The following is a 19,882-nucleotide window of genomic DNA, read 5'->3' on the forward strand; positions in this document are numbered from 1 at the left end:
CGCGGTCGCGGTTACAGCGACAGGTCGATCGCGTGGATCGTAAGGCCGACCAGCCCGCCGACGAGAGTGCCGTTGACGCGGATATATTGCAGATCGCGGCCGACCGCATTTTCCAGCCGCCGGGTGATCGTCCGCGAATCCCAGCCGCGCACCGTTTCCGACACCAGCCTGACGATTCCGTCACCATAATCGGCGGCCGTGCCGACGACCGCGCGCCGCACGAACCGGTTGATCGTGGTCGCCAGCCGCGCATCGGTCTGTAGCGTGGTGCCAAACTGGCGGAGCATGTCGCCCAGCTTGCCGGCCATCGCCGCCTCGGGGTCGCGCGCGATCCGCAGCATCCGCGCCCGCGCCTGCTCCCACAGACCGTCGATCCACCGTTGCATCGCGGGATTGTCGATCAACTGCGCCTTGGCCACCTCCACCCGTTCGCGCATCTGCGGATCATGTTGCAGGTCGTGCGCCAGCCGGGTCAGCCCCTCCTCCGCCTTCAGCCGCAGCGGGTGGTCCGGGTCGTCCGCCATGTCGGACAGCAGCCGGTCCAATCCGTCGATCAGTTTGTTCGCGACCGTCTCGTCCAGCCCCGTCCAGCGCAGCAACGCGCCGCCGCGATCATGCACCATCGCCCGGATCAGGTGATCGTTCGCCCGCAGCAGCCCGGCGCTCCAGCGGATCGCGCCGTCCAGCAACGGCTTGTGACGCTGGTCCGCGATGGCGGCGGTCAGGACCTGACCGAGGATCGGGGCCACCTCGGTCGAGCGCAACTTCTGCGCAATCGTCGCCTTGACCATGCCGCCCAGCCGATCGGGTCCGAACGCCTGCATCATTTCCACCATCAGGCGCGACGCACCGGCGCGGATCCGGCCGCCCCCGCCCGGCGGATTGGCGAGCCAGCGCCCGGCGGCCCCGGCGATGTCCAGCCCGCGCATTCGTCGCGCAACGACGCGGGACACCAGGAAATTGTCTCGCAGAAACAAGGCCAGCGTATCGCCGATCCGGTCCTTGTTGCGCGGGACGATCGCGGTGTGCGGGATCGGCAGGCCGAGCGGATGGCGGAACAGCGCGGTGACGGCGAACCAGTCGGCAAGGCCGCCGACCATCGCCGCTTCGGCAAACGCGCGGACGAAACCCCAGGCGGGGTGGATGCCGACCTGGGCGCGGGCGACGAGGAACAGCACCGCCATGACCAGCAGCAGGCCGGTCGCCACCATCCGCATGCGGACCAGTGCCGCCGGTGGCGCTTCGGACGTCGGGGGTGTTCTGACCATCATCCGCTGGACAATCCCCGAGCGCGGCGATTGTTCATGGCGGAACGCGCGGTCAGGCAATAACCGGCCCTGCACGAACAGGGCCGGCCAGGCCGGTCATTCGGCGGGATGCGGATCATCATCCCGGTACCGGATCGCGCCAGCGCGGCCGGACTGGTCGATGATCGTCTCGCCATTGTCCCCCGCCTTGTAGGTCAGCAGGCGACGGCCGAGCCGCGGCCCCAGCCACTGCTCCACCCCGACCGCCAGGCTGAACGCCGCCGGCACGATCAGCAGCGTCAGCAGCGTCGACAGGATCAACCCGCCGATCACGACGATGCCCATCGGCGCACGCCAGGACCCGTCACCGCCCAGCGACAGCGCGGTCGGCACCATGCCGGCGACCATCGCGACCGTCGTCATCACGATCGGCTGTGCGCGCTTGTGGCCGGCATCCAGGATCGCCGCGCCGACGGAGACGCCCTTGGCCATTTCCTCCAGCGCGAAGTCGATCAGCAGGATCGAGTTCTTGGCGACGATGCCGATCAGCATCAGCAGGCCGATGAACACCGGCATCGAGATCGGGTTGCCCGTGATCCACAGCCCCAGCAGCCCGCCGAGCGGGGCCAGCAGCAGCGACCCCATATTGACGAACGGCGGCAGGAAGCGGCGGTACAACAGCACCAGCACCGCAAAGACCAGGAAGACGCCGGCCACGACCGCGACGATGAAGTTGTTGATCATCTCCGCCTGCCACTTCGCCTGCCCCAGCGTCAGTCGGTTCACGCCGGTCGGCAGGTTCTGCATGGTCGGCAACGCGTCGATCTGCTTCTGCGCGACGCCGCTGACGACGCCGGGCGCAAGATCGGCACCGATCGACAACTGACGCTGCTGGTTGATGCGGGCGATCTTCGTCGGTCCCGAACCAAGCCCGATATCGGCAACAAGGCTGAGCGGGACCGAGCCGCCGGTGGCGGTCGCGACCGGCAGATTCTGGATCGTCGACAACCGCGTCCGTGAATCCTGATCCAGCGCGACGCGGATCGGGATCTGCCGATCGGACAGCGAGAACCGGGCGCTGTTCTGGTCGATGTCGCCCAGCGTCGCGATACGGATGGCGCTGGACAACCCCTGCGTCGTCACGCCCAGCGTCGCCGCCAGATCGAGCCGCGGGCGGATGACGATTTCGGGCCGCTGCAAATCGCCCGCCACGCGCGGCGCGCTCAGCGTCGGCAGCTTCGACATTTCGGTCACCAGCTTCTGCGCGGTCTGGTTCAGCAGCACCGGATCGTCACCGCCCAGCGTGACTGTCATGTCACGGCCACTGCCGCCCCAGCCAAATTGCGAGCGGAACGACACGCGGGCGTCGGGAATCGCCGCAAGCTGCGGGGCCAGCGCACGCTCGAACTCGACGCTCTTGACCTTGCGGCCCTCCTTCAGCGTCGCCGTCACCCGGCCATTGCCGACGAAGCTGCGCGAATAGACCGATTCTACGTCGGGCTGCCGTTGCAACAGGGTCGACACACGGCGCACGACGGCATCGGTCTGCGCCAGCGTCGTGCCGGGCACCATCTCGATCGAGGCGGTCGAGGTATCGCTGTCCTGCGCCGGCTGGAACGTCATCGGCAGCACGCCGAACATCACGACGGTCAGCGCCAGCGCGACCGCTCCGCCGACCAGCGGCAGCCAGCGGCGCTTCAACGTGAAGCGCAGCGAGGCCATGTACCAGTCCATCAGCTTGCCCTCGCCGTGCACGGCATGGCCCGAGGATTTCAGGAAATAGGCGGCGATCATCGGCGTGATGAGACGCGCGACCGCAAGGCTCATCAACACCGACGCAACCACGGTCAGACCGAAGTTCTTGAAGAACTGGCCCGAGATACCCGGCATCAGCCCGACCGGCAGGAAGACCGCGACGATCGCCATCGTCGTCGCCAGCACCGCGAGACCGATCTCGTCGGCGGCGTCGATCGACGCCTGATAGGCGGATTTGCCCATCCGCATGTGCCGCACGATATTCTCGATCTCGACGATCGCGTCATCGACCAGCACACCCGCCACAAGGCTGAGCGCCAGCAGCGTCATCTGGTTCAGGTTGAAGCCGAGCAGTTCCATGAACCAGAAGGTCGGGATCGCCGACAGCGGGATGGCGAGCGCGGAAATGATCGTCGCGCGCCAGTCGCGCAGGAACAGGAACACGACGACCACGGCCAGGATCGCGCCCTCGATCATCGCGTGGATCGCGCTTTCATACTGGTCGATCGTGTATTTGACGCTGTCCGACCGCAGGACGAACTGCACCTTGGGATTGCGCTTCATCAGCGACGCCAGCTTGGCCTTCGCGCCGTCGAACACCGTGACGTCGGATGCCCCCTTGGCACGCTGGAAATCGAAGCTGATGACCTGCTTGCCATTGATCGCGGAGGCGGAACGCTGTTCGGCGTACAGGTCGCGGACCTGCGCGATGTCCGCCAGCCGCACGGTGCGGCCATTCGCCGAAATCTGCGTCTGACTGAGGTCGAACGCGCTCTTGGCGTTGCCCAGCACGCGCACCGACTGTTCGGACCCGGCGATTTCCGCGCGGCCGCCGGCGGCGTTCAGGTTGATCTGGCGAAGCTGCGCGTTGACCTGTGCCGCGGTCAGCCCCTGCGACTGCAGTTTCAGGGGATCGAGCACGACCCGGATTTCCCGGCTGACGCCGCCGTTGCGCTGAACCGCGGCAAGGCCGGGAACCGACAGCAATTCCTTGGCGACCGTGTTGTCGATGTACCAGCTGAGCTGTTCGACCGTCATGTCGGTCGCGACCGCCGAATAACTGGCGAGGTCGTTGTCGGTCGTGTTCGCGCGCTGGATCTGCGGTTCGAGGATCCCCTCGGGCAGGTCGCCGCGAATCTGCGAAATGGCGTCGCGCACGTCGTTGACCGCCCGGTCGATCGGCGTGCCGATGTCGAGCTGGACGACCGTCGTCGACTGGCCCTCGGTGACGGTCGAGCTGATCTCGTCGATACCCTGCAGGCTTCGCACCGCCGCCTCGACCCGCTGGGTGACCTGCGTCTCCAGTTCGGTCGGGGCCGCACCCGGCTGGGCGATGGTGACGATCGCGACCGGAAAGTCGATGTCGGGATCGTTGTTCACGTCCATCCGCATGAAGCTGACGATGCCCGCCAGCGTCAGGGCGATGAACAGCACGATCGGCGGCACCGGGTTGCGGATCGCCCAGGCGGACATGTTGCGAAAGCCCATGGGGGTATCAGCCTTGCGTCTTGAGGACGGGTTTCACGCGTTGACCGGGAGCCAGGAACCCGCCGGCGGACATCACCACCCGCTCGGTCCCGTCCAACCCTTGCGCGATCGCGACGCCGGCATCGGAAACCTCGCCGAGCGTCACACCGCGCCGGATCACCCGGTTGTCAGGTCCGACGACATACACGAAACTGCCCTTGTCGTCGCTCTGGATCGCCGAATCGGGCAACAGCGGGGACACGGTCGCGCCGCCGACGATCGTCGCCGCCGCAAAGCCGCCCGGCCGCAGCGCGGGGTTGTAGGCCAGCGCGATGCGGGCGATGCCCTGTCGCGTCGTCGGGTCGATCACCGGCGATACCTGCCACACCTGGCCGTCGAAACTCTGCGATTGCCCGACGGGTGTCACCTTCGCCCGTGCTCCGACCGGCAGGCCGACCAGGTCCGCCTCGGCCAGCTGCGCGCGCAGCTCCATCTGTCCGCCCATCGCCAGCCGGAACAGCGTGCCGCTGCCGGAGCTGACGATCTGGCCCGGCTCGGCCTGCCGCGTCAGCACCAGCCCGGCGGCCGGCGCACGGATGTCGAGGCGTCCGTTGCGCGCGCGCGCCTCCGCCAGCGACGCCTTCGCCACCTTCACGCGTGCCACCGCCGAATCGCGCGTGGCGGCCTTGCGCTGGAGATCCGCCTTGGAGATGAACCCGCGACCCACCAGCTGGTTGGCGCGGTCTAGCTCGGACTGGGCGATATCCGCATCCGCCTGCGCCACGCTCACCTGCGCGCCGAGCGAGGCGGCCGTCTGGGTCTGGACGGACCGGTCGACGGTCGCGAGCACCTGGCCGGCGGCAACCCACTGGCCGGGTTCCACCAGAACGCGCGTAATCATGCCGCCCTCGCCCGCCACGCCAACCGGCATCTCGCGACGCGCAGCCAGCGAACCCGTGGCCGAGATCACGCGGTCGACGGTCTGCCGCGCGGGGATCATCACCGTGACGCTGGGTGCCTGTTCATTGCCCCCCGCCTTCGCCACCGGCGCCCCCGCCTCCTTCTTGCCGGTGCCGAACGCAAACCATGCGATGCCCAGCGCGACGACGATCAGGACGACGACGATGACGATCCGACGCCGCGACGACGATGCGCGCGCCCCCGGCAAGGCCCGCTGGTCGTCACTGTCGATCGTTCGCGTTTCATAGTCCATGCGCGTCCTCGTCCCCTTCGCCACGGCGTACCCGGCGTCCAATCCCGGCTGTATTAGAGCAATAAGGCACCCGGCTCAAGTCTCTCCATGCGCCGCTTCCTATCGGACGGCAAGACGAGTGCTGCGGTCGACAGGCCGTTCACCCCCCGTTGACCTGCGGGTCGTCATGACGACGTTGCACCAACCCCGAGAATGGAGACCAACCGCCATGCCCCCCATCCCCAAACGCACCGTGACGACCCTTGCCCTGGCCGCCGCCATGCTGGCCGGCATGCCCGCCACGGCCCAGGTGGCACAGACCGTCGAGCCGATGATCCCGGCCGCCGGCACCATCCTGGACGTCCGCGCGGAGGGCAAGACCACCCGGACGCCCGATCTGGCGACGATCCGCGCGGGCGTCGTGTCGCAGGCCGCCACCGCCGCAGCGGCGCTCGGCGACAATGCGCAGCGCATGGCCAGGGTTCTGGCCGCGCTGAAGCGGGCCGGTATCGCCGCGCGGGATATCGCCACCGCCAATGTCGGGCTGTCGCCGCAATATCGCTATGCCGAGAACCAGCCCCCGGTCGTGACCGGCTATCAGGCGACCAACAGCGTCGCGATCCGCTTCCGCGACGTGGCCCGCGCGGGCACCATTCTCGACACGCTGGTGGCGCAGGGGGCCAACCAGATCGACGGCCCCAATTTGTCGCTGGCCGATCCCGACGCCGCGCTGGACGAGGCCAGGGTCGACGCCGTCAAGCGCGCGCGCGCCAAGGCCGAGCTGTACGCCCGTGCCGCCGGGATGAGCATTGCCCGGATCGTGTCGATCGACGAGGCGGGGCAGAATGACGGCGGCGGCGGCAATCCGATGCCGATGATGATGGTCCGCAAGATGGCCGCCGATTCCAGCACCCAGGTCTCGGCCGGCGAAACCGACGTCACCGTGTCGCTGTCCGTCCGCTTCCTGCTGAAATAACCACGAAAAAGGGCCGCCCGGTTACCCGGACGGCCCCATTTCCAAGACAAGACGATCGTGGTGTTAGCGGACGCGGCCGCGACGCACGAGGTTCACGATCGCGAGCAGGATGATCGCACCCACCAGCGACACTAGGAACGACGTGATGTTCAGCGGCGCATTGTTGATCGAGCCGCCCGAGATGATGAGGCCACCGATGAACGCACCAACAACGCCGACGACGATGTTCAGGAAGATGCCCTGCTGTGCGTCGGTGCGCATGATGATGCTTGCGAGCCAGCCGATGATACCGCCGATGACGAGCCAGATGATGAGATTGATCATGATGTTCCCTCCGTTACTCCGGCCCCTTAGCCGTATGTGACGAAGACTCTCGAGGCCCGAACATTGTTCCGGCCTCGTTCCTAACAAATATCAGTATCGTTGCTGGCGTTCGTACAGCGACCGGTAATGCTGGATGCGGGTTACGCGCAAACCGGGCATGCCCGACCGGTCGATCGCGCGCTGCCAGCTGGCGAACTCCTCGACCGTCAGATTGTACCGCGCACACACCTCGTCCACCGACAGCAGCCCGCCATTGACGGCCGCGACGACCTCGGCCTTGCGACGCACGACCCAGCGCGTGGTGCTGGGCGGCGGCAGGGTATCGAGCGTCAGCGGCTCTCCCAATGGCCCGATCACCTTGGCGGGACGGATTTTCTGATTCTCGATCATACGCTAAACCTCGATCGGGGCGGGGGGCCCCCTCTCATTGACTTGAACACTCATACCGGCGGGTCTTGAACGCCGACATAAACGGCTAGGTAAACATCGCCTTCATTGCTCCTTCCACCGCACTAATGCCGACGCCATCGCCCCGTTGAACGCACCATCCAGTGGCGCGAACAGCCGGGGGTCCACCAGGGTCCGGGTAAACGCCGCCTCGATCGTCGCCGTCCGGCTCGCCGCCTGCCGCGCCGCCACCCCGACCATCAGGACGGCGAGATCGGCGGGCAGCACCGTGACTTCGGCAACACGATCGAAACGGGTAAAACTCAGATCCAATGCATAGGTCCTCGTGCCTTCGCTGTGGATGGTGTAGGCCGCAGGGGATGAAAGTCGGGTAAAGCCGGACGCAATGTCTCGTGAATAATTGTAAATAAATGCAGGGTGCGAACGCACGCCTCTCTGGTGACGATGATGGATGACGTGATGATGCCGGCGAACGGCGAATTCCAGCTTGGGGCCGACATGACGGGCAAACGCATCGTCGTGGCGATGTCCGGCGGCGTCGACAGTTCGGTCGTCGCCGCGCTGGCCGTCGCGACAGGCGCGGAGACGATCGGCGTCACCCTGCAGCTCTACGATCACGGCGAGGCGGTCGGCCGCGCGGGCAGTTGCTGCGCTGGCCGCGACATCCGCGACGCGCGCGCGGTATGCGACCGGCTGGGCATCGCGCATTACGTCTTCGACCACGAGACCAGCTTTCGCGAACAGGTCGTCGACCGGTTCGCCGATGAATATCTCGCCGGCCGCACGCCGATCCCCTGCGTCCAGTGCAACATGGGACCAAAGTTCACCGACCTGCTGAAGCTGGCGCGCGATCTTGGCGCGGATTGCTTGGCGACCGGCCATTATGTCCGCCGGGTCCCAAATGCGAACGGGGGCGCGCATGGGGCCGAACTGCACCGCGGTGCCGACCCGGCGCGCGACCAGAGCTATTTCCTGTTCGCGACGACGCAGGACCAGCTCGACTATCTGCGCTTTCCGCTGGGGGGCCTGCCCAAGCCGCGCGTTCGCGAGATCGCCGCCGAGCTGGGCTTGAGCGTCGCGCTGAAGCCCGACAGTCAGGATATCTGTTTCGTGCCGGACGGCGATTATGCCGGGCTGGTGAAGAAGTTGCGCCCCGATGCCGACACCGCCGGCGACATCGTCGACCTTGCCGGGCGGGTGCTCGGCCAGCATCGCGGGCTGATCCACTTTACCGTCGGCCAGCGGCGCGGGCTGGAAATCGGCGGCGCGCCCGAACCCTATTACGTCGTGCGGCTAGAACCGGAGACGAAGCGGGTCGTCGTCGGACCGCGCCGGGCGCTGGCGGTGACCGCGGCGCGGCTGGAGGCGATCAACTGGCTGGGTGGCGATTTCACCGGACCGCTGACCGCCAAGGTCCGGTCAATGGCGAAGCCGGTACCGGCCCGGCTGGACGGCGACCGCCTGGTGTTCGACGCGGACGAATATGGCGTGGCACCCGGCCAGGCGGCAGTGCTCTATGCCGGCGAACGCGTTCTGGGCGGCGGCTGGATCGCCGAGACGGAGGCGGCGCTGGTCGACGCCTGAAGCGACCGAAACGCACCCCCGCGCGTTTGACGGTCATGGATATCGAAACTTTGCGCCGCCGCATGGAGGCCGCCGCCGCCGCGCTCGATTTCGAAACGGCGAAAGGCTTGCGCGACCAGATCAGCCTGCTGACCGGGGCCGGGGACGATGCGGTCCCGGCCGACACCGCCGGTCTGACCCGTCAGCAACCCGGCGCGATGGGTCTTGGCACCAGCCAGCAGCGGATGACCCCTCCTCCGGGCTGGACACCGCCGAAGAAACCCGACCCGATGACCCGCGGCCGTGGCCGCAGACGCGGCGGTTAACCCAGCAGGAAAACGCCCTCGATCACCGTCACGCAGGCTCCGCCAAGGATGACCCGGTCGCCGTCCAGCCGGCAAGCGACATGGCCGCCACGCGCGCTGGCCTGATAGGCACTGAAACGGTCGCGACCGAGTATCCTTGCCCAATACGGCACCATGACCGCATGCGCGGACCCGGTCACCGGATCCTCGTCGATCGCATAGGCCGGGGTAAAGACCCGGGAGACGATGTCGGCGGTCGTCCCGCGCGCCGCGACGACCGCGACCAGTCGTCCCTCTGCCGCCAGCGCGCGCTGGTCGGGCATCAGGCCGCGCACGACGGCCTCGTCCTCCACGATGACAAGCGCATAGCCCTTGTCATGCCACAGCGTTTCAACCGCGCCGTCCAGCCCGAGGGCCGCGACGATCCCCGGCATCGGCTCCGGCGAAGGCTCCCACGCCGGCAGGGCAAGCGTGTAGCCCAGGCCATCGCGCGCCACCTCCAGAACACCGGCCTGTCGGGTCGAGAACCGCACCGACTGGCGCGCGGTGTCCGACGACAGCACGAAATGCCCGCTGGCCAGGGTCGCATGGCCGCACAGCGCAACCTCGTCCCCCGACGTGAACCAGCGCAGCGCGAAGTCCGCCTCACCGCTCGTGTCGGGCACGATGAACGCGGTTTCGCTCAGGTTGTTCTCGGCCGCGATTTTTTGCAGGGTCGCATCATCCAGCCACGTCGACAACGGCATCACCGCCGCCGGATTGCCGGCAAACGGCGTGTCGGTGAAGGCGTCGATCTGCGCGAACGGGATTCTCACAGGCGTTTTCCAAACCAGTGGGGGGTGACATCGGCCTCGACCAGCGGGTTGTCGGTATCGACATGCCCCTCGGGGTCGAGATGAATCAGGATCTCCGCCTTGGGAAACTCCACGCGGATCTTGGCCTCGACCTCGTCCATCACATTGTGCGCGTCATACACGGACATGTCGGCGGCGACATACATGTGGAACTGCGCGAAATCGTGGCTGCCGGAACGACGCGTGCGGAAGTCGTGGATGCCGCGCAGCTCCTGATGTTGGGCCGCGACCTCCAGAAAGCGTTGCCGTTCCTCCTCGGGCCACTCCTTGTCCATGAGCATGTCGATCGCCTGGCTCGACGCCTGGAACGCGCCCCACGCCAGCCACAGCGCGATGGCGATGCCGAACAGCGGGTCCGCCTTGGCGAAACCGAGATACTGGTCGACGATCAGTGCGACGATCACCGATCCGTTGAGGAGCACGTCGGACTGGTAATGGACATTGTCCGCGCGGATCGCGACCGACCCGGTCTGCTGGATGATCCGCCGCTGATAGGCGAGCAGGACGACGGTCGCCAGGATCGCGATCACCGACACGCCGATACCGAAATCCGCATCCTGCGTCGGTGCATGGTCGCCAAACGCCATCACCGCGCGCCAGGCGATGCCCAGCGCCGATGCGGTAATCAGCATCACCTGGAACAGCGCGGCCAGCGCCTCTGCCTTGCCGTGGCCGAAACGGTGGTCGCTGTCCGCCGGCGTCGCCGCCAGCCGCACGCCGTACAGCGTCACCAGCGATGCCAGCAGGTCAAGCGCGGTGTCGGCCAGCGACCCCAGCATCGCGACCGACCCGGTGTGCCATGCGGCAAAGCTTTTCAGCGCCAGCAGGAAACACGCCATCGCCACGCTGGCAAGCGCGGCACGCGTCGCAAGCGGGATGATCCGGCGGCGTTCCTCCTGCGTCACGGGTACAGCAATCCTTCGGTCCAGCCGCCGGTCTCAGAATCGGGCAGGAACAGCCGCCGTTCGTGCAGGCGGTGCGCGCCGTCCCGCCAGAACTCGATCCGCTCGGCCGAGACCCGATATCCGCCCCAGTGCGGCGGGCGCGGCACGTCGCCGCCCGCGAACCGCGCCTTCATCGCCTCGAACCGGTCGACAAAGGTTTCGCGCGTGTCGAGGGCGCGCGACTGGTCGGACGCCCAGGCCCCCAGTTGCGAATCGCGCCCGCGCGAGGCGAAATAGGCATCCGACTCCGCATCGCTGGCCCAGGATACCGTGCCCTCGATACGGATCTGGCGACGCAGCGATTTCCAGTGGAACAGCAGGCCGGCCTTCGCATTCTCGGCCAGGTCGCCCGCCTTGCGGCTTTGCCGATTGGTGTAGAATACGAAGCCACGGCGATCATGGCCCTTCAACAGCACCATCCGCACCGACGGTTGCCCGTCCGCGCTGGCGGTGGCCAGCGCCACCGCGTTGGAATCGTTGATCTCGCTGGCGCGCGCCTCGGCGTACCAGTCATCGAACAGGGCAAAGGGATCATCGGACATGCGCGTCCTGTAGCGAAAACCGCCAGCCCGCGAAACCGCCCCGCCGTCCGCGGACCCGGGTTTTATAGGTTGCACCCGGCTGCGGACCGGTACAGCGTTATCGTCGAACAGAATGGGGATGAAGCATGACCGGGATCCAGCGCTGACGATGGCGACCACCCATGCCCCATTGCCGGACCCCACCGCCTATGCCCGCCGGCTGATCGACGAGTATCGTGCGACCACGCGCGCCGGCGACGTGCTGTGCGATGGCGATCCCGCCGCGTGGGCGGCGATGTTCGAGGAACTGGCCGCCGTCGCCTCCGACGATCTCGGCCATGCCCGCGCGCGGGTGCAGCGCCATGCCGCCGATATCGGCACCGGCTTTCGCATCATCGGCGAGGCGGACGAGCGGCCATGGCCGGTATCGCCGGTGCCGCTGCTGATCGAATCGGGCGAATGGGCCGACATCGCGCGTGGCATCGTCCAGCGCGCCGACCTGATGGAAACCATCGTCACCGACCTCTACGGTCCCGGCCGGCTGGTCGAGCGCGGGCTGATTCCGGCCGCCTTGGTGACGGGCAGCCCATTCTTCCTGCGGCCGATGGTCGGGCTGGAGCCGCCGGGCGGCCATCATCTGCAATGCATCGCCGTCGATCTGGGGCGCGGCCCCACCGGCGAATGGCGGGTACTGGCCGACCACCTGCGCAGCCCGACCGGGGCCGGCTATGCGCTGGAAAACCGGCTAGCCGTCAGCCGGACCCTGGGCGGGTTGCAGGACCGGCTGAACGTCCAGCGCCACGCCCCCTTCTTCGCGGCGTTCCGCGAGGGGCTGGCCGCCATGTGCAAGCGGACCGACCCGCGCCTCGGCCTGCTCACCCCCGGCCGGTTCAACCCGAGCTACCCGGAGCAGGCGCATCTGGCACGCTATCTCGGCATGCTGCTGGTCGAGGGGGCCGATCTCGCCGCGCTGGAGGACATGGTCTATGTCCGCACGATCGGCGGGCTGAAGCGGATCGACGCGCTGTGGCGGCGGGTCGACCCCCGGATGCTCGATCCGCTGGCGTTCGACAGCCATTCGGAGATCGGCGTCCCCGGCCTGATCGACGCCTATGCCGCCGGCAATGTCGTCCTGTCGAACGCGCCCGGCGCGGCGGTGCTGGAATCGCCCGCCTTCGCCGCCTTCCTGCCCGCGCTGGCGACCCGATTGCTGGGTCAGAGCCTTCACCTGCCCAACATCGCGACCTGGTGGTGCGGACAGGATGCGGCGCGCGCGACGGTGGTCGAGGATCTGGGCGCGCTGATGATCGGCCCGGCCTTTGGTGCGACGCCGCTTGGCTTGCCCGGCGCGGGCATGGTCGCCGGCGCGGACATCACCGGCGAGGCGCGGACCGCGCTGCTGGCCGATCTGGTACGCCGGCCACAGGATTATGTAGGGCAGGAAATCGTCCGCCTGTCGACGATGCCGGTCGTCGTCGATGACGCGCTGGTCGCCCGCCCCTTCACACTCCGGGTCTTCGCGGCGCGTGGCGCGGACGGCCGGTGGACCGTCATGCCCGGCGGCTTCGCGCGGATCGGCGAGCATCCCGACGCGCGCGCTGCCGTCATGGGCGAGGGCATCTGGTCGGCAGACGTCGTCGTCCACGGGCCTGACGTCGTTCCCCCGGTCACGCTGCTGCCCGACAGCGAATCGCTGCACATCCGTCGCAACCCGGGCACCCTGCCCAGCCGCGTGGCCGACAATTTCTTCTGGCTGGGTCGCTATCTGGAACGCGGCGAGGCGTTGCTGGCGGCGATCCGCGTGATGCTCGGCAATTCGATCGACGCGGGCGGCGGCGCGGCGCTCGCCCCGGCCACCGTGGGTCGGCTGGTCGGGCTGATCGCGGGTGGCGGCGCGGCGGCGCATCCGCCGTCGCTGGGCCGCGCCGACCTGAAGGATTTCGCGCGCACCGCGATGGAGGCCCCCGACTGGCATTCGGTTGCGGCGATCAACGCCCACGCCCGCAGCATCGGCGACGGATCGCGCGACCGCCTGTCGGCCGACATGGTCCGCCTGCTCGACGCGCCCTTCCCGACCCACCGGGGCATGCTCGATCGCGCCGGATCGCTCCAGCGTCGCTATGCCGCGATCGCCGGGCTGTCGGCCGAACATATGGGCCGGACCGCGTCGTGGCGCTTCCACGACCTCGGGCGGCGGCTGGAGCGGGCGACGGCGATGGTCCGCGCCACCCGCCTGTTCGGGATGAGCGGCGCGAGCGCGGACGATCTGTCGACGCTGCTCGACCTGGCCGACAGCCAGATCAGCTATCGCCAGCGCTACCTGACCGGCATCGCCCGCGTGCCGGTGGTCGACCTCGTCGCGCTCGACCCCGGCAACCCGCGCGCCATCGCCTTCCAGACCGCCTGTATCGTCGAGCATCTGAAGCACCTGCCGGTCCTGTCCGACGACGGCATGGACGAACCGCAACAGGCCGAGGCGACGAAAATCCACGCGATCGTGTCGACGACGACCGCCGCCAGCCTGAACGCCGACGTCCTTGGCGATCTCGAACGCCGGCTCGGCACGCTGTCCGAGGCGATCGCCCGCCGCTATTTCCTGCAAGGGGCCGAACCCTTGCGCGCGGTCGGCCTGACTCTGGCCTGACGCCGATGCTGGCCTAGCGCAGCCCGCGATACGCCGGCAGGCCCAGATGCCAGTGGATCGCCGCGCCGCGCAAGGTAAAGCCCGCCAGCGTCGCGACGGCCGCCGACATCGCCGGCGGCACCCCCATCGTCACCATCGCCACATGCAGCGCGGACGCCAGCGCGGCGGCCGTGACATAGAGTTCGGGCCGCATCAGGATCGACGGCTCGCCCGCCAGCACGTCGCGGATGATGCCCCCGACACACGCCGTCACCACGCCCATGACGGCTGCGGGGATCGGCGGCACGCCGTATTTCAGCGCCTTGCCCGCGCCATAGACGGCATAGGCGGCCAGCCCGACCGCGTCGAACCAGTCGAGCGCGGCATCGCGCCACCAGCGCACCGGCGTGATCCAGATGACGATCGCCACGCCAAGGCATACGGCCGCCGCACGGGCATCGTGGACCCAAAACACCGGCGCGTCGATCAGCAGGTCGCGCACCGTTCCCCCGCCGACGCCGGTCACCAGCGCAAAGAAGGTGAGCGTCACCATCGTCTGCCCGCGTTTCGCGGCGGCCAGCGCCCCGGACGCCGCGAACACCGACAGGCCGACCAGATCGAGCCAGGGCGCGGCAACCGGCAATATCGCGACGGGGGTAAGCATCGACCGCGCCCTAGACGGCATGGACGCCGTTGCAAAGCGCCAGTCCCGCGCCAAAGCTGAACAGGCCGTTGTTTTGGGTTCATGCAACCCCTGCCATACCGACACGTTCCGTTAGGGTATCGAATTCAAGAGGGAGTAATCTACCATGCGTAATCTGATGTTGGCCTTTGGCTGTGCCGCGATGGTCGTACCGACGATGATGATCGTCCCCGTGTCGGAAGCCGGCGCGCAGACCCGCCGCAACTACGACTACCGCGCCAATCGCGGCCGGGTCCGCTGCAAGCGCAACAACGGCACGACCGGCGCGATCGTCGGCGGCGTCGGTGGTGCCCTGCTGGGTCGTACCGTCGACACGCGCGGCGACCGCACGATCGGCACGCTGGGCGGTGCAGCGCTCGGCGCGCTGGCTGGCCGTGAAGTCGAGCGCAGCACGAGCGATCGTAACCGCCGCTGCCGCTAATTCTGCATCGGTGAATGAAAAAGGGGCGTCGCGATGCATCGCGGCGCCCCTTTTTTCGTTCAACGACCGACGCATCCGGTTCTCGTCGCCCGGCACCCGTTTCCCGACCCCATTTCAGGAGAAATACCATGACGACCCGTTCCGCTTCGGCGCGCTACGATGGCCTTGGCAAAACCGGCAAGGGCCATGTCTCCACCCAGTCGGGCGTACTGTCCGACAACCCCTACGGCTTCAACACGCGGTTCGAGAACGAGCCGGGCACCAACCCCGAAGAGCTGATCGCCGCGGCCCACGCCAGCTGCTTCACGATGGCGCTCAGCTTCGCGCTGGCCGGCAAGGGCCATGAGGCCGGTTCGCTGGAAACGACCGCCAAGGTCACGCTCGAAAAGGATGGCGACGGCTTTAAGATCACCAAGTCGGACCTGACGCTGGTCGCCAAAGTCGACGACATCGACGAAGAAGAGTTCGCCGCGATCGCCGCCGATGCCAAGGCGAACTGCCCCATATCCAAGGTACTCAACGCAGACATCACGCTGAGCCACACGCTCAACTGATCCACGGCGTTGCTTGCGGTTGCGTGAACGAAACGTAGTTTTGCATTCACGCAACCGCCGACCTCATCGACCGTTTAGCTTTCACGTTTCAGATGAGGATGATTTCGATGCGCATTGCCATTCTATCCGCAGCCCTGGCTGCGACCGCCTTCGCGGCCCTGCCCGTTGCGGCCCAGTCGACCCAGCGCGAGGCCAATCGCGAATATCGCAACGAGGTGCGCGACGCGCGGCAGGATTATCGCCGGGATGTTCGCGACGCCAACTCGCGTCGCGACGTTCGCGACGCACGCAAGGACTACCGCGAAGAGTTGCGCGAGGCCCGGCAGGAGCGTCGTGAGGATGGCCGCAACATCCGCCAGAACAACCGCGATTGGCGGGGATTCCGCAACTACGACTATAACCGGTTCGAAAATGGTCAGCGGACCTATCTCGCCGAGCGTTACTATCGCGATGGCCGCTATTACCAGCCCCGCCGTCTGGGTCGCAACGACCGGATCTACCGCGGCGGAAACGGTCGTTATTACTGCCGCCGCAACGACGGCACCACCGGTCTGATCGTCGGCGGACTGGCTGGCGGCGCGTTGGGCAACATCATTGCCGGTGGCGGTTCGCGCCTGCTTGGCTCGGTCATCGGTGCCGGCGGTGGCGCATTGCTCGGCCAGTCGATTGATCGTGGTCAGGTTATCTGCCGCTAAAACCAGCGTCACGATCGTCAAGGAGGCCCGGCGGGAAACCGCCGGGCCTTTTCGTGTCAGATCAGGCCACCACCCAGCATCAGGCGCAGACCGAAGACGACGATCAGGATCAGATTGAAATTGCGACCGCCGTTGCGCGACGACAACGCACCCACGACCGCCCCGACCACCGCAACCGGAATGATGAACCAGTTGGCCCACCCCAGAAAGGGAAGGAACGCAGGCAGGCCAAGCAGCAGGGCCAGGACGCCGATGAGGATGGAGACGATGTTCAGCATGGGTCAGGACATGGCAAAGGCGTGTCGCTGATGCAAGACACCCGGCCGATTATTCCACCGCCCATGCTGGTGGGCTGTCGGCATGGGCGATGGATTGCAGCGCGATCGCGGACCTGCCAAACCCTTTCTCAACAGGTTGCGTCGCATGACCGGCGTCATGATCCGGAAGATATCACGGTGCCGCCCCTTGTGCCCGACATGCTGACCGTTCGCCACATCGGCCTTTTCGCCGGACTGCTGGCGCTGGCGGGGTGCGGCAGCGCCGATCCGGCGGTCGAAACGCCGGACACGCTGCAACGCGAACTGGCCGACACCAACGTCGCAGGCGGCGACCCCGCCGTCGCCGCCGCCCTGCAGGCACCGTTGATGTCGGACCCCACCCTGTCGCAATCCGCCAATGCCGATACGATCCGGCCGCCAAGCCAGCCCGACCCCGACTCGGTTCCCGCCGACGATCCGGCCCCGGCGGCGACGGCTGCCGACCCGGCAGTGGCGTCCGCGCCGTCTCCTGCCGCCTGCCCCGACTGCGCGGCCGTCAGGCGCGCGCTGACGCCGGTGGCGCTGGCCGCGACGCAAGGCCCCGCCATCGCCGCCTGTGCCGCGCGGATGCGCTATTCGGCCGACTGGGCGAATCGCCTGCCGGCGGGCATTGCCCTGTATCCCGCCGCGCATGTCGCGGAGGCCGCCGGCACCGACGAGGGCGGATGCCGCCTGCGCGTCGCCCGGTTCATCAGCAGCGCGCCGGTCGCCCGGCTGGTGGACTGGTATCATGCGACGGCCGGCAACGGCGGCTGGTCGCCCACACACCGCGCCGATGGCGACCTGCACGCCGTAACCGGCCAGCGGCGCGGTGCCGTCTTTACGGCCTATGTCACGCCACGCGCAGGCGGCGGCAGCGACGTGGCGCTGATCGCCAGTGGCGGCTGATACGCGGCCGGTTCCGTTTTGACGCGATTCGCGCTAACGGCGGGTCCATGCCTCCAATACTTCTCGTCATGCTGGGTGGCGCGGTCGGTTCGGCCGCGCGCTACCTGACCGGTCGGGCGACGCTGTCGCTGTTCGGACCCGGCTATCCTGTGGGCACGCTGGCCGTCAATCTCGTCGGTGGGCTGCTGATGGGCGTGCTCGCCGGCGTCCTTGCGCGATCGAACGCGGGCGAAAGCTGGCGGCTGCTGCTGGGTGTCGGCGTGCTGGGCGGGTTCACCACCTTTTCCGCCTTCGCACTCGACACCGTCGTGCTGATCGAGCGCGGCCAGCCGTCGCTCGCGCTCGGCTATATCCTTGTGTCGGTGATCGGTTCGATCCTGGCCGTCTTCGCGGGGCTGACCCTGACCCGCGCCATTTTCGGAACGCTTTCATGACCGACGCCGTACGCCAGTTCACCGTCGGCTATGACGACGAGGGGATCCGCCTGGACCGCTGGTTCAAGCGCCATCTGCCCGACACCAGCTTCACGACGGTCGCCAAATGGGCGCGCACCGGCCAGTTGCGGATCGACGGCGCGCGCGCGACGCCTGGCGACCGGATCAGCGCGGGTCAGATCCTGCGCGTTCCCCCGGAGGAAGCGGTCAAGGACACGCCGAAGCCGGTGCGTGAGCGCACGCCGCTGTCCGACGATCAGGTCGCCTTCATGCAGGACATGGTGATCCACCAGGATTTCCAGGCCTTCGTCCTGAACAAGCCGCCCGGCCTCGCGACGCAGGGCGGGACCAAGACGGTCGAGCATGTCGACGGCCTGCTCGACGCGCTGCAATATGATAACGAGGGGCGGCCGAAGCTGGTCCACCGGCTTGACAAGGACACGTCGGGCGCGCTGCTGGTCGCGCGCACCAGCCGCGCCGCCGCCTTCTTCGCCAAGGCGTTTTCGGGCCGCACCGCGCGCAAGGTGTACTGGGCGCTGATCGTCGACGTTCCCTCGATCGACGACGGCATGATCGAACTGCCGATCGCCAAGCAGCCAGGCACCGGCGGCGAGAAGATGCACGTCGATGAGAAGGAGGGCGCACCCGCGCGTACCCGATACCGCGTGATCGAGCGCGCCGGCAATCGCGCCGCCTGGGTCGAGCTGCAACCCTTCACCGGTCGCACCCACCAGTTGCGCGTCCACATGGCCGCGATCGGCCACCCGATCGTCGGCGACGGCAAGTATGGCGGCGCGGCCGCGTTCCTGACCGGCGGGATCAGCCGCAAGATGCATCTCCACGCCCGCCGCATCAAGGTCGACCATCCGGATGGCGGCGGCATCGACGTGACCGCCGAACTGCCGACCCACTTCGCGGAAAGCCTGAAGCAGCTCGGGTTCGAGGAGTCGCTTGGCGACGATCTGGTGCTGGAGGAAAAGACCCCGCCAACCAGGGCGCAGCAGAAGACGCGGGCCAAGGCGCATGCCAAGGGTGTGCGCAAGGCACGGCGCGGCGAACGGCGCGGACGCGGCGAGCGCGACGACAAGAAGTAAGTGCATCCGAACCGCGCCTTTCACGCCTCGGACGAGGCCGCGTTATTGGCAGCAATCGACCGGATCGGCTTCGCGCATATCGTCGCGCCGACGCCGGACGGGCCGATGGTCGTGCACGCGCCGATCAGCGTGATCGGCGGCCGACCCCAATTCCACGTCGCGCGCGCCAACCGGATCGCGGCGCATCTGGACGGCGCGACGGTGATCGCCAGCCTTGTCGACGGCCACGGGTACATCAGCCCCAACTGGTATGCCGCGCCGGGCAATCAGGTGCCGACCTGGAATTACAAGGCGATCGAGCTGGTCGGCACGGTCCGCAGCATCGACGAGGCGGCACTGATCGACCAGCTCGACGCGCTGGCCGCAGCCCATGAACCGCGCGTCAATCCGGCCAATCCGTGGACGCGCGGCAAGATGGACGATGGTGTTTTCCAGTCGATGCTCCGCGCCATTCGCGGGTTCGAGATCGTGGTGGAAACGGTGCGCGGCACGTCGAAACTCAGCCAGAACACATCGACCGTCGACCGCGCCGGCGTAATCGCCGGGCTGCGCGCCGCCGGCCATGCCGACCTCGCCGATGCGATGACAGCGGAATAG

22 protein-coding genes are annotated in these 19,882 nt (G+C 67.7%); 11 read left to right on the forward strand and 11 right to left on the reverse strand.

Going from position 1 to position 19,882, the window contains the following annotated elements; genetic code table 11:
* Positions 1–11 precede the first annotated feature (11 nt).
* The 3 genes from ASE75_RS03080 to ASE75_RS03090 form a co-directional block, all read right to left on the reverse strand.
* Complete coding sequence (locus tag ASE75_RS03080) at positions 12–1,268, reverse strand: DUF445 domain-containing protein (protein ID WP_235512495.1); 1,257 nt, start codon at positions 1,266–1,268, stop codon at positions 12–14.
* Between the two features lie 96 nt (positions 1,269–1,364).
* Complete coding sequence (locus ASE75_RS03085; RefSeq protein ID WP_055928519.1) at positions 1,365–4,490, reverse strand: efflux RND transporter permease subunit; 3,126 nt, start codon at positions 4,488–4,490, stop codon at positions 1,365–1,367.
* 7 nt (positions 4,491–4,497) lie between these two features.
* Entirely contained in the window at positions 4,498–5,682 is a 1,185-nt protein-coding gene (locus ASE75_RS03090; protein ID WP_055929386.1) for an efflux RND transporter periplasmic adaptor subunit, read from the reverse strand.
* Between the two features lie 208 nt (positions 5,683–5,890).
* On the opposite strand from ASE75_RS03090, the gene ASE75_RS03095 reads away from it, so the two are divergent.
* Positions 5,891–6,637 (forward strand): SIMPL domain-containing protein, encoded by a 747-nt coding sequence (locus ASE75_RS03095; protein WP_082463758.1) that lies wholly within the window; start codon positions 5,891–5,893, stop codon positions 6,635–6,637.
* Positions 6,638–6,700: 63 nt separating this feature from the next.
* Here ASE75_RS03095 and ASE75_RS03100 read toward each other — a convergent pair whose 3' ends face one another.
* The 3 genes from ASE75_RS03100 to ASE75_RS03110 form a co-directional block, all read right to left on the reverse strand.
* Entirely contained in the window at positions 6,701–6,958 is a 258-nt protein-coding gene (locus ASE75_RS03100; RefSeq protein ID WP_055929393.1) for a GlsB/YeaQ/YmgE family stress response membrane protein, read from the reverse strand.
* Between the two features lie 93 nt (positions 6,959–7,051).
* Complete coding sequence (gene sciP, locus ASE75_RS03105) at positions 7,052–7,351, reverse strand: CtrA inhibitor SciP (protein WP_055928522.1); 300 nt, start codon at positions 7,349–7,351, stop codon at positions 7,052–7,054.
* 102 nt (positions 7,352–7,453) lie between these two features.
* Positions 7,454–7,681, reverse strand: a complete 228-nt coding sequence (locus ASE75_RS03110; RefSeq protein ID WP_055928524.1) for a hypothetical protein — start codon at positions 7,679–7,681, stop codon at positions 7,454–7,456.
* A 135-nt stretch (positions 7,682–7,816) separates the two neighbouring features.
* On the opposite strand from ASE75_RS03110, the gene mnmA reads away from it, so the two are divergent.
* Positions 7,817–8,953, forward strand: a complete 1,137-nt coding sequence (gene mnmA / locus ASE75_RS03115) for a tRNA 2-thiouridine(34) synthase MnmA (RefSeq protein ID WP_443025288.1) — start codon at positions 7,817–7,819, stop codon at positions 8,951–8,953.
* A 35-nt stretch (positions 8,954–8,988) separates the two neighbouring features.
* The gene (locus ASE75_RS03120; protein WP_055928527.1) at positions 8,989–9,258 is read left to right on the forward strand and encodes a UvrB/UvrC motif-containing protein; all 270 of its coding nucleotides are present in this window, start codon (positions 8,989–8,991) and stop codon (positions 9,256–9,258) included.
* Here the strand turns inward: ASE75_RS03120 and ASE75_RS03125 are convergent.
* The 3 genes from ASE75_RS03125 to pdxH are packed head-to-tail and all read right to left on the reverse strand — an operon-like array spanning position 9,255 to position 11,577.
* Entirely contained in the window at positions 9,255–10,052 is a 798-nt protein-coding gene (locus tag ASE75_RS03125) for a PhzF family phenazine biosynthesis protein (RefSeq protein WP_055928531.1), read from the reverse strand. The genes ASE75_RS03120 and ASE75_RS03125 overlap by 4 nt on opposite strands.
* On the reverse strand, positions 10,049–10,996 hold the full coding sequence (locus ASE75_RS03130; protein ID WP_055928534.1) for a cation diffusion facilitator family transporter: 948 nt from the start codon (positions 10,994–10,996) through the stop codon (positions 10,049–10,051). Before ASE75_RS03130 ends, ASE75_RS03125 begins: the two co-directional genes overlap by 4 nt.
* The gene (pdxH, locus tag ASE75_RS03135; protein ID WP_055928537.1) at positions 10,993–11,577 is read right to left on the reverse strand and encodes a pyridoxamine 5'-phosphate oxidase; all 585 of its coding nucleotides are present in this window, start codon (positions 11,575–11,577) and stop codon (positions 10,993–10,995) included. The genes ASE75_RS03130 and pdxH overlap by 4 nt, the downstream gene beginning before the upstream one ends.
* Positions 11,578–11,725: 148 nt before the next feature.
* On the opposite strand from pdxH, the gene ASE75_RS03140 reads away from it, so the two are divergent.
* Positions 11,726–14,200 carry a circularly permuted type 2 ATP-grasp protein gene (locus ASE75_RS03140; RefSeq protein WP_055929399.1) on the forward strand — a complete coding sequence of 825 codons (2,475 nt, stop codon included), beginning with the start codon at positions 11,726–11,728 and terminating at the stop codon, positions 14,198–14,200.
* A 13-nt stretch (positions 14,201–14,213) separates the two neighbouring features.
* On the opposite strand, the gene ASE75_RS03145 is transcribed toward ASE75_RS03140, so the two are convergent.
* Positions 14,214–14,843, reverse strand: coding sequence for a trimeric intracellular cation channel family protein (locus ASE75_RS03145; protein ID WP_055928541.1), 630 nt, complete (start codon positions 14,841–14,843; stop codon positions 14,214–14,216).
* A gap of 145 nt (positions 14,844–14,988) precedes the next feature.
* Here ASE75_RS03145 and ASE75_RS03150 point away from each other — a divergent pair, with 145 nt between their 5' ends.
* The 3 genes from ASE75_RS03150 to ASE75_RS03160 all read left to right on the forward strand — a co-directional run bounded on the left by ASE75_RS03150 (position 14,989) and on the right by ASE75_RS03160 (position 16,552).
* Positions 14,989–15,303 carry a glycine zipper 2TM domain-containing protein gene (locus ASE75_RS03150; protein WP_082463759.1) on the forward strand — a complete coding sequence of 105 codons (315 nt, stop codon included), beginning with the start codon at positions 14,989–14,991 and terminating at the stop codon, positions 15,301–15,303.
* 128 nt (positions 15,304–15,431) lie between these two features.
* Complete coding sequence (locus ASE75_RS03155; protein WP_055928544.1) at positions 15,432–15,857, forward strand: OsmC family protein; 426 nt, start codon at positions 15,432–15,434, stop codon at positions 15,855–15,857.
* A gap of 107 nt (positions 15,858–15,964) precedes the next feature.
* Positions 15,965–16,552, forward strand: coding sequence for a hypothetical protein (locus ASE75_RS03160; protein WP_055929405.1), 588 nt, complete (start codon positions 15,965–15,967; stop codon positions 16,550–16,552).
* Between the two features lie 56 nt (positions 16,553–16,608).
* Here the strand turns inward: ASE75_RS03160 and ASE75_RS03165 are convergent, their stop codons facing one another.
* Positions 16,609–16,830 carry a hypothetical protein gene (locus ASE75_RS03165; protein WP_055928547.1) on the reverse strand — a complete coding sequence of 74 codons (222 nt, stop codon included), beginning with the start codon at positions 16,828–16,830 and terminating at the stop codon, positions 16,609–16,611.
* A gap of 198 nt (positions 16,831–17,028) precedes the next feature.
* Here ASE75_RS03165 and ASE75_RS03170 point away from each other — a divergent pair, with 198 nt between their 5' ends.
* The 4 genes from ASE75_RS03170 to ASE75_RS03185 are packed head-to-tail and all read left to right on the forward strand — an operon-like array spanning position 17,029 to position 19,882.
* A complete protein-coding gene (locus ASE75_RS03170; protein ID WP_055928550.1) occupies positions 17,029–17,757 on the forward strand; it encodes a hypothetical protein in 729 nt (242 codons plus the stop codon).
* Between the two features lie 47 nt (positions 17,758–17,804).
* On the forward strand, positions 17,805–18,191 hold the full coding sequence (gene crcB / locus ASE75_RS03175) for a fluoride efflux transporter CrcB (RefSeq protein WP_055928553.1): 387 nt from the start codon (positions 17,805–17,807) through the stop codon (positions 18,189–18,191).
* Positions 18,188–19,285, forward strand: a complete 1,098-nt coding sequence (locus tag ASE75_RS03180) for an RluA family pseudouridine synthase (protein ID WP_055928556.1) — start codon at positions 18,188–18,190, stop codon at positions 19,283–19,285. The genes crcB and ASE75_RS03180 overlap by 4 nt, the downstream gene beginning before the upstream one ends.
* A complete protein-coding gene (locus tag ASE75_RS03185) occupies positions 19,286–19,882 on the forward strand; it encodes an FMN-binding negative transcriptional regulator (protein ID WP_055928558.1) in 597 nt (198 codons plus the stop codon). It begins immediately after the preceding gene.

The sequence above is a fragment of the Sphingomonas sp. Leaf17 genome, assembly GCF_001421505.1.
Taxonomy (GTDB): Bacteria; Pseudomonadota; Alphaproteobacteria; order Sphingomonadales; family Sphingomonadaceae; genus Sphingomonas.

Excerpts from the sequence above, each read along its gene's own strand:
- ASE75_RS03080 (WP_235512495.1), bottom strand. The coding sequence starts at position 1,268 with ATGGTCAGAACACCCCCGACGTCCGAAGCGCCACCGGCGGCACTGGTC.
- ASE75_RS03085 (WP_055928519.1), bottom strand. The coding sequence starts at position 4,490 with ATGGGCTTTCGCAACATGTCCGCCTGGGCGATCCGCAACCCGGTGCCG.
- ASE75_RS03090 (WP_055929386.1), bottom strand. The coding sequence starts at position 5,682 with ATGGACTATGAAACGCGAACGATCGACAGTGACGACCAGCGGGCCTTG.
- ASE75_RS03095 (WP_082463758.1), top strand. The coding sequence starts at position 5,891 with ATGCCCCCCATCCCCAAACGCACCGTGACGACCCTTGCCCTGGCCGCC.
- sciP (WP_055928522.1), bottom strand. The coding sequence starts at position 7,351 with ATGATCGAGAATCAGAAAATCCGTCCCGCCAAGGTGATCGGGCCATTG.
- mnmA (WP_443025288.1), top strand. The coding sequence starts at position 7,817 with ATGGATGACGTGATGATGCCGGCGAACGGCGAATTCCAGCTTGGGGCC.
- ASE75_RS03120 (WP_055928527.1), top strand. The coding sequence starts at position 8,989 with ATGGATATCGAAACTTTGCGCCGCCGCATGGAGGCCGCCGCCGCCGCG.
- pdxH (WP_055928537.1), bottom strand. The coding sequence starts at position 11,577 with ATGTCCGATGATCCCTTTGCCCTGTTCGATGACTGGTACGCCGAGGCG.
- ASE75_RS03140 (WP_055929399.1), top strand. The coding sequence starts at position 11,726 with ATGGCGACCACCCATGCCCCATTGCCGGACCCCACCGCCTATGCCCGC.
- ASE75_RS03145 (WP_055928541.1), bottom strand. The coding sequence starts at position 14,843 with ATGCTTACCCCCGTCGCGATATTGCCGGTTGCCGCGCCCTGGCTCGAT.
- ASE75_RS03150 (WP_082463759.1), top strand. The coding sequence starts at position 14,989 with ATGCGTAATCTGATGTTGGCCTTTGGCTGTGCCGCGATGGTCGTACCG.
- ASE75_RS03155 (WP_055928544.1), top strand. The coding sequence starts at position 15,432 with ATGACGACCCGTTCCGCTTCGGCGCGCTACGATGGCCTTGGCAAAACC.
- ASE75_RS03160 (WP_055929405.1), top strand. The coding sequence starts at position 15,965 with ATGCGCATTGCCATTCTATCCGCAGCCCTGGCTGCGACCGCCTTCGCG.
- ASE75_RS03165 (WP_055928547.1), bottom strand. The coding sequence starts at position 16,830 with ATGCTGAACATCGTCTCCATCCTCATCGGCGTCCTGGCCCTGCTGCTT.
- ASE75_RS03170 (WP_055928550.1), top strand. The coding sequence starts at position 17,029 with ATGCTGACCGTTCGCCACATCGGCCTTTTCGCCGGACTGCTGGCGCTG.
- crcB (WP_055928553.1), top strand. The coding sequence starts at position 17,805 with ATGCCTCCAATACTTCTCGTCATGCTGGGTGGCGCGGTCGGTTCGGCC.
- ASE75_RS03180 (WP_055928556.1), top strand. The coding sequence starts at position 18,188 with ATGACCGACGCCGTACGCCAGTTCACCGTCGGCTATGACGACGAGGGG.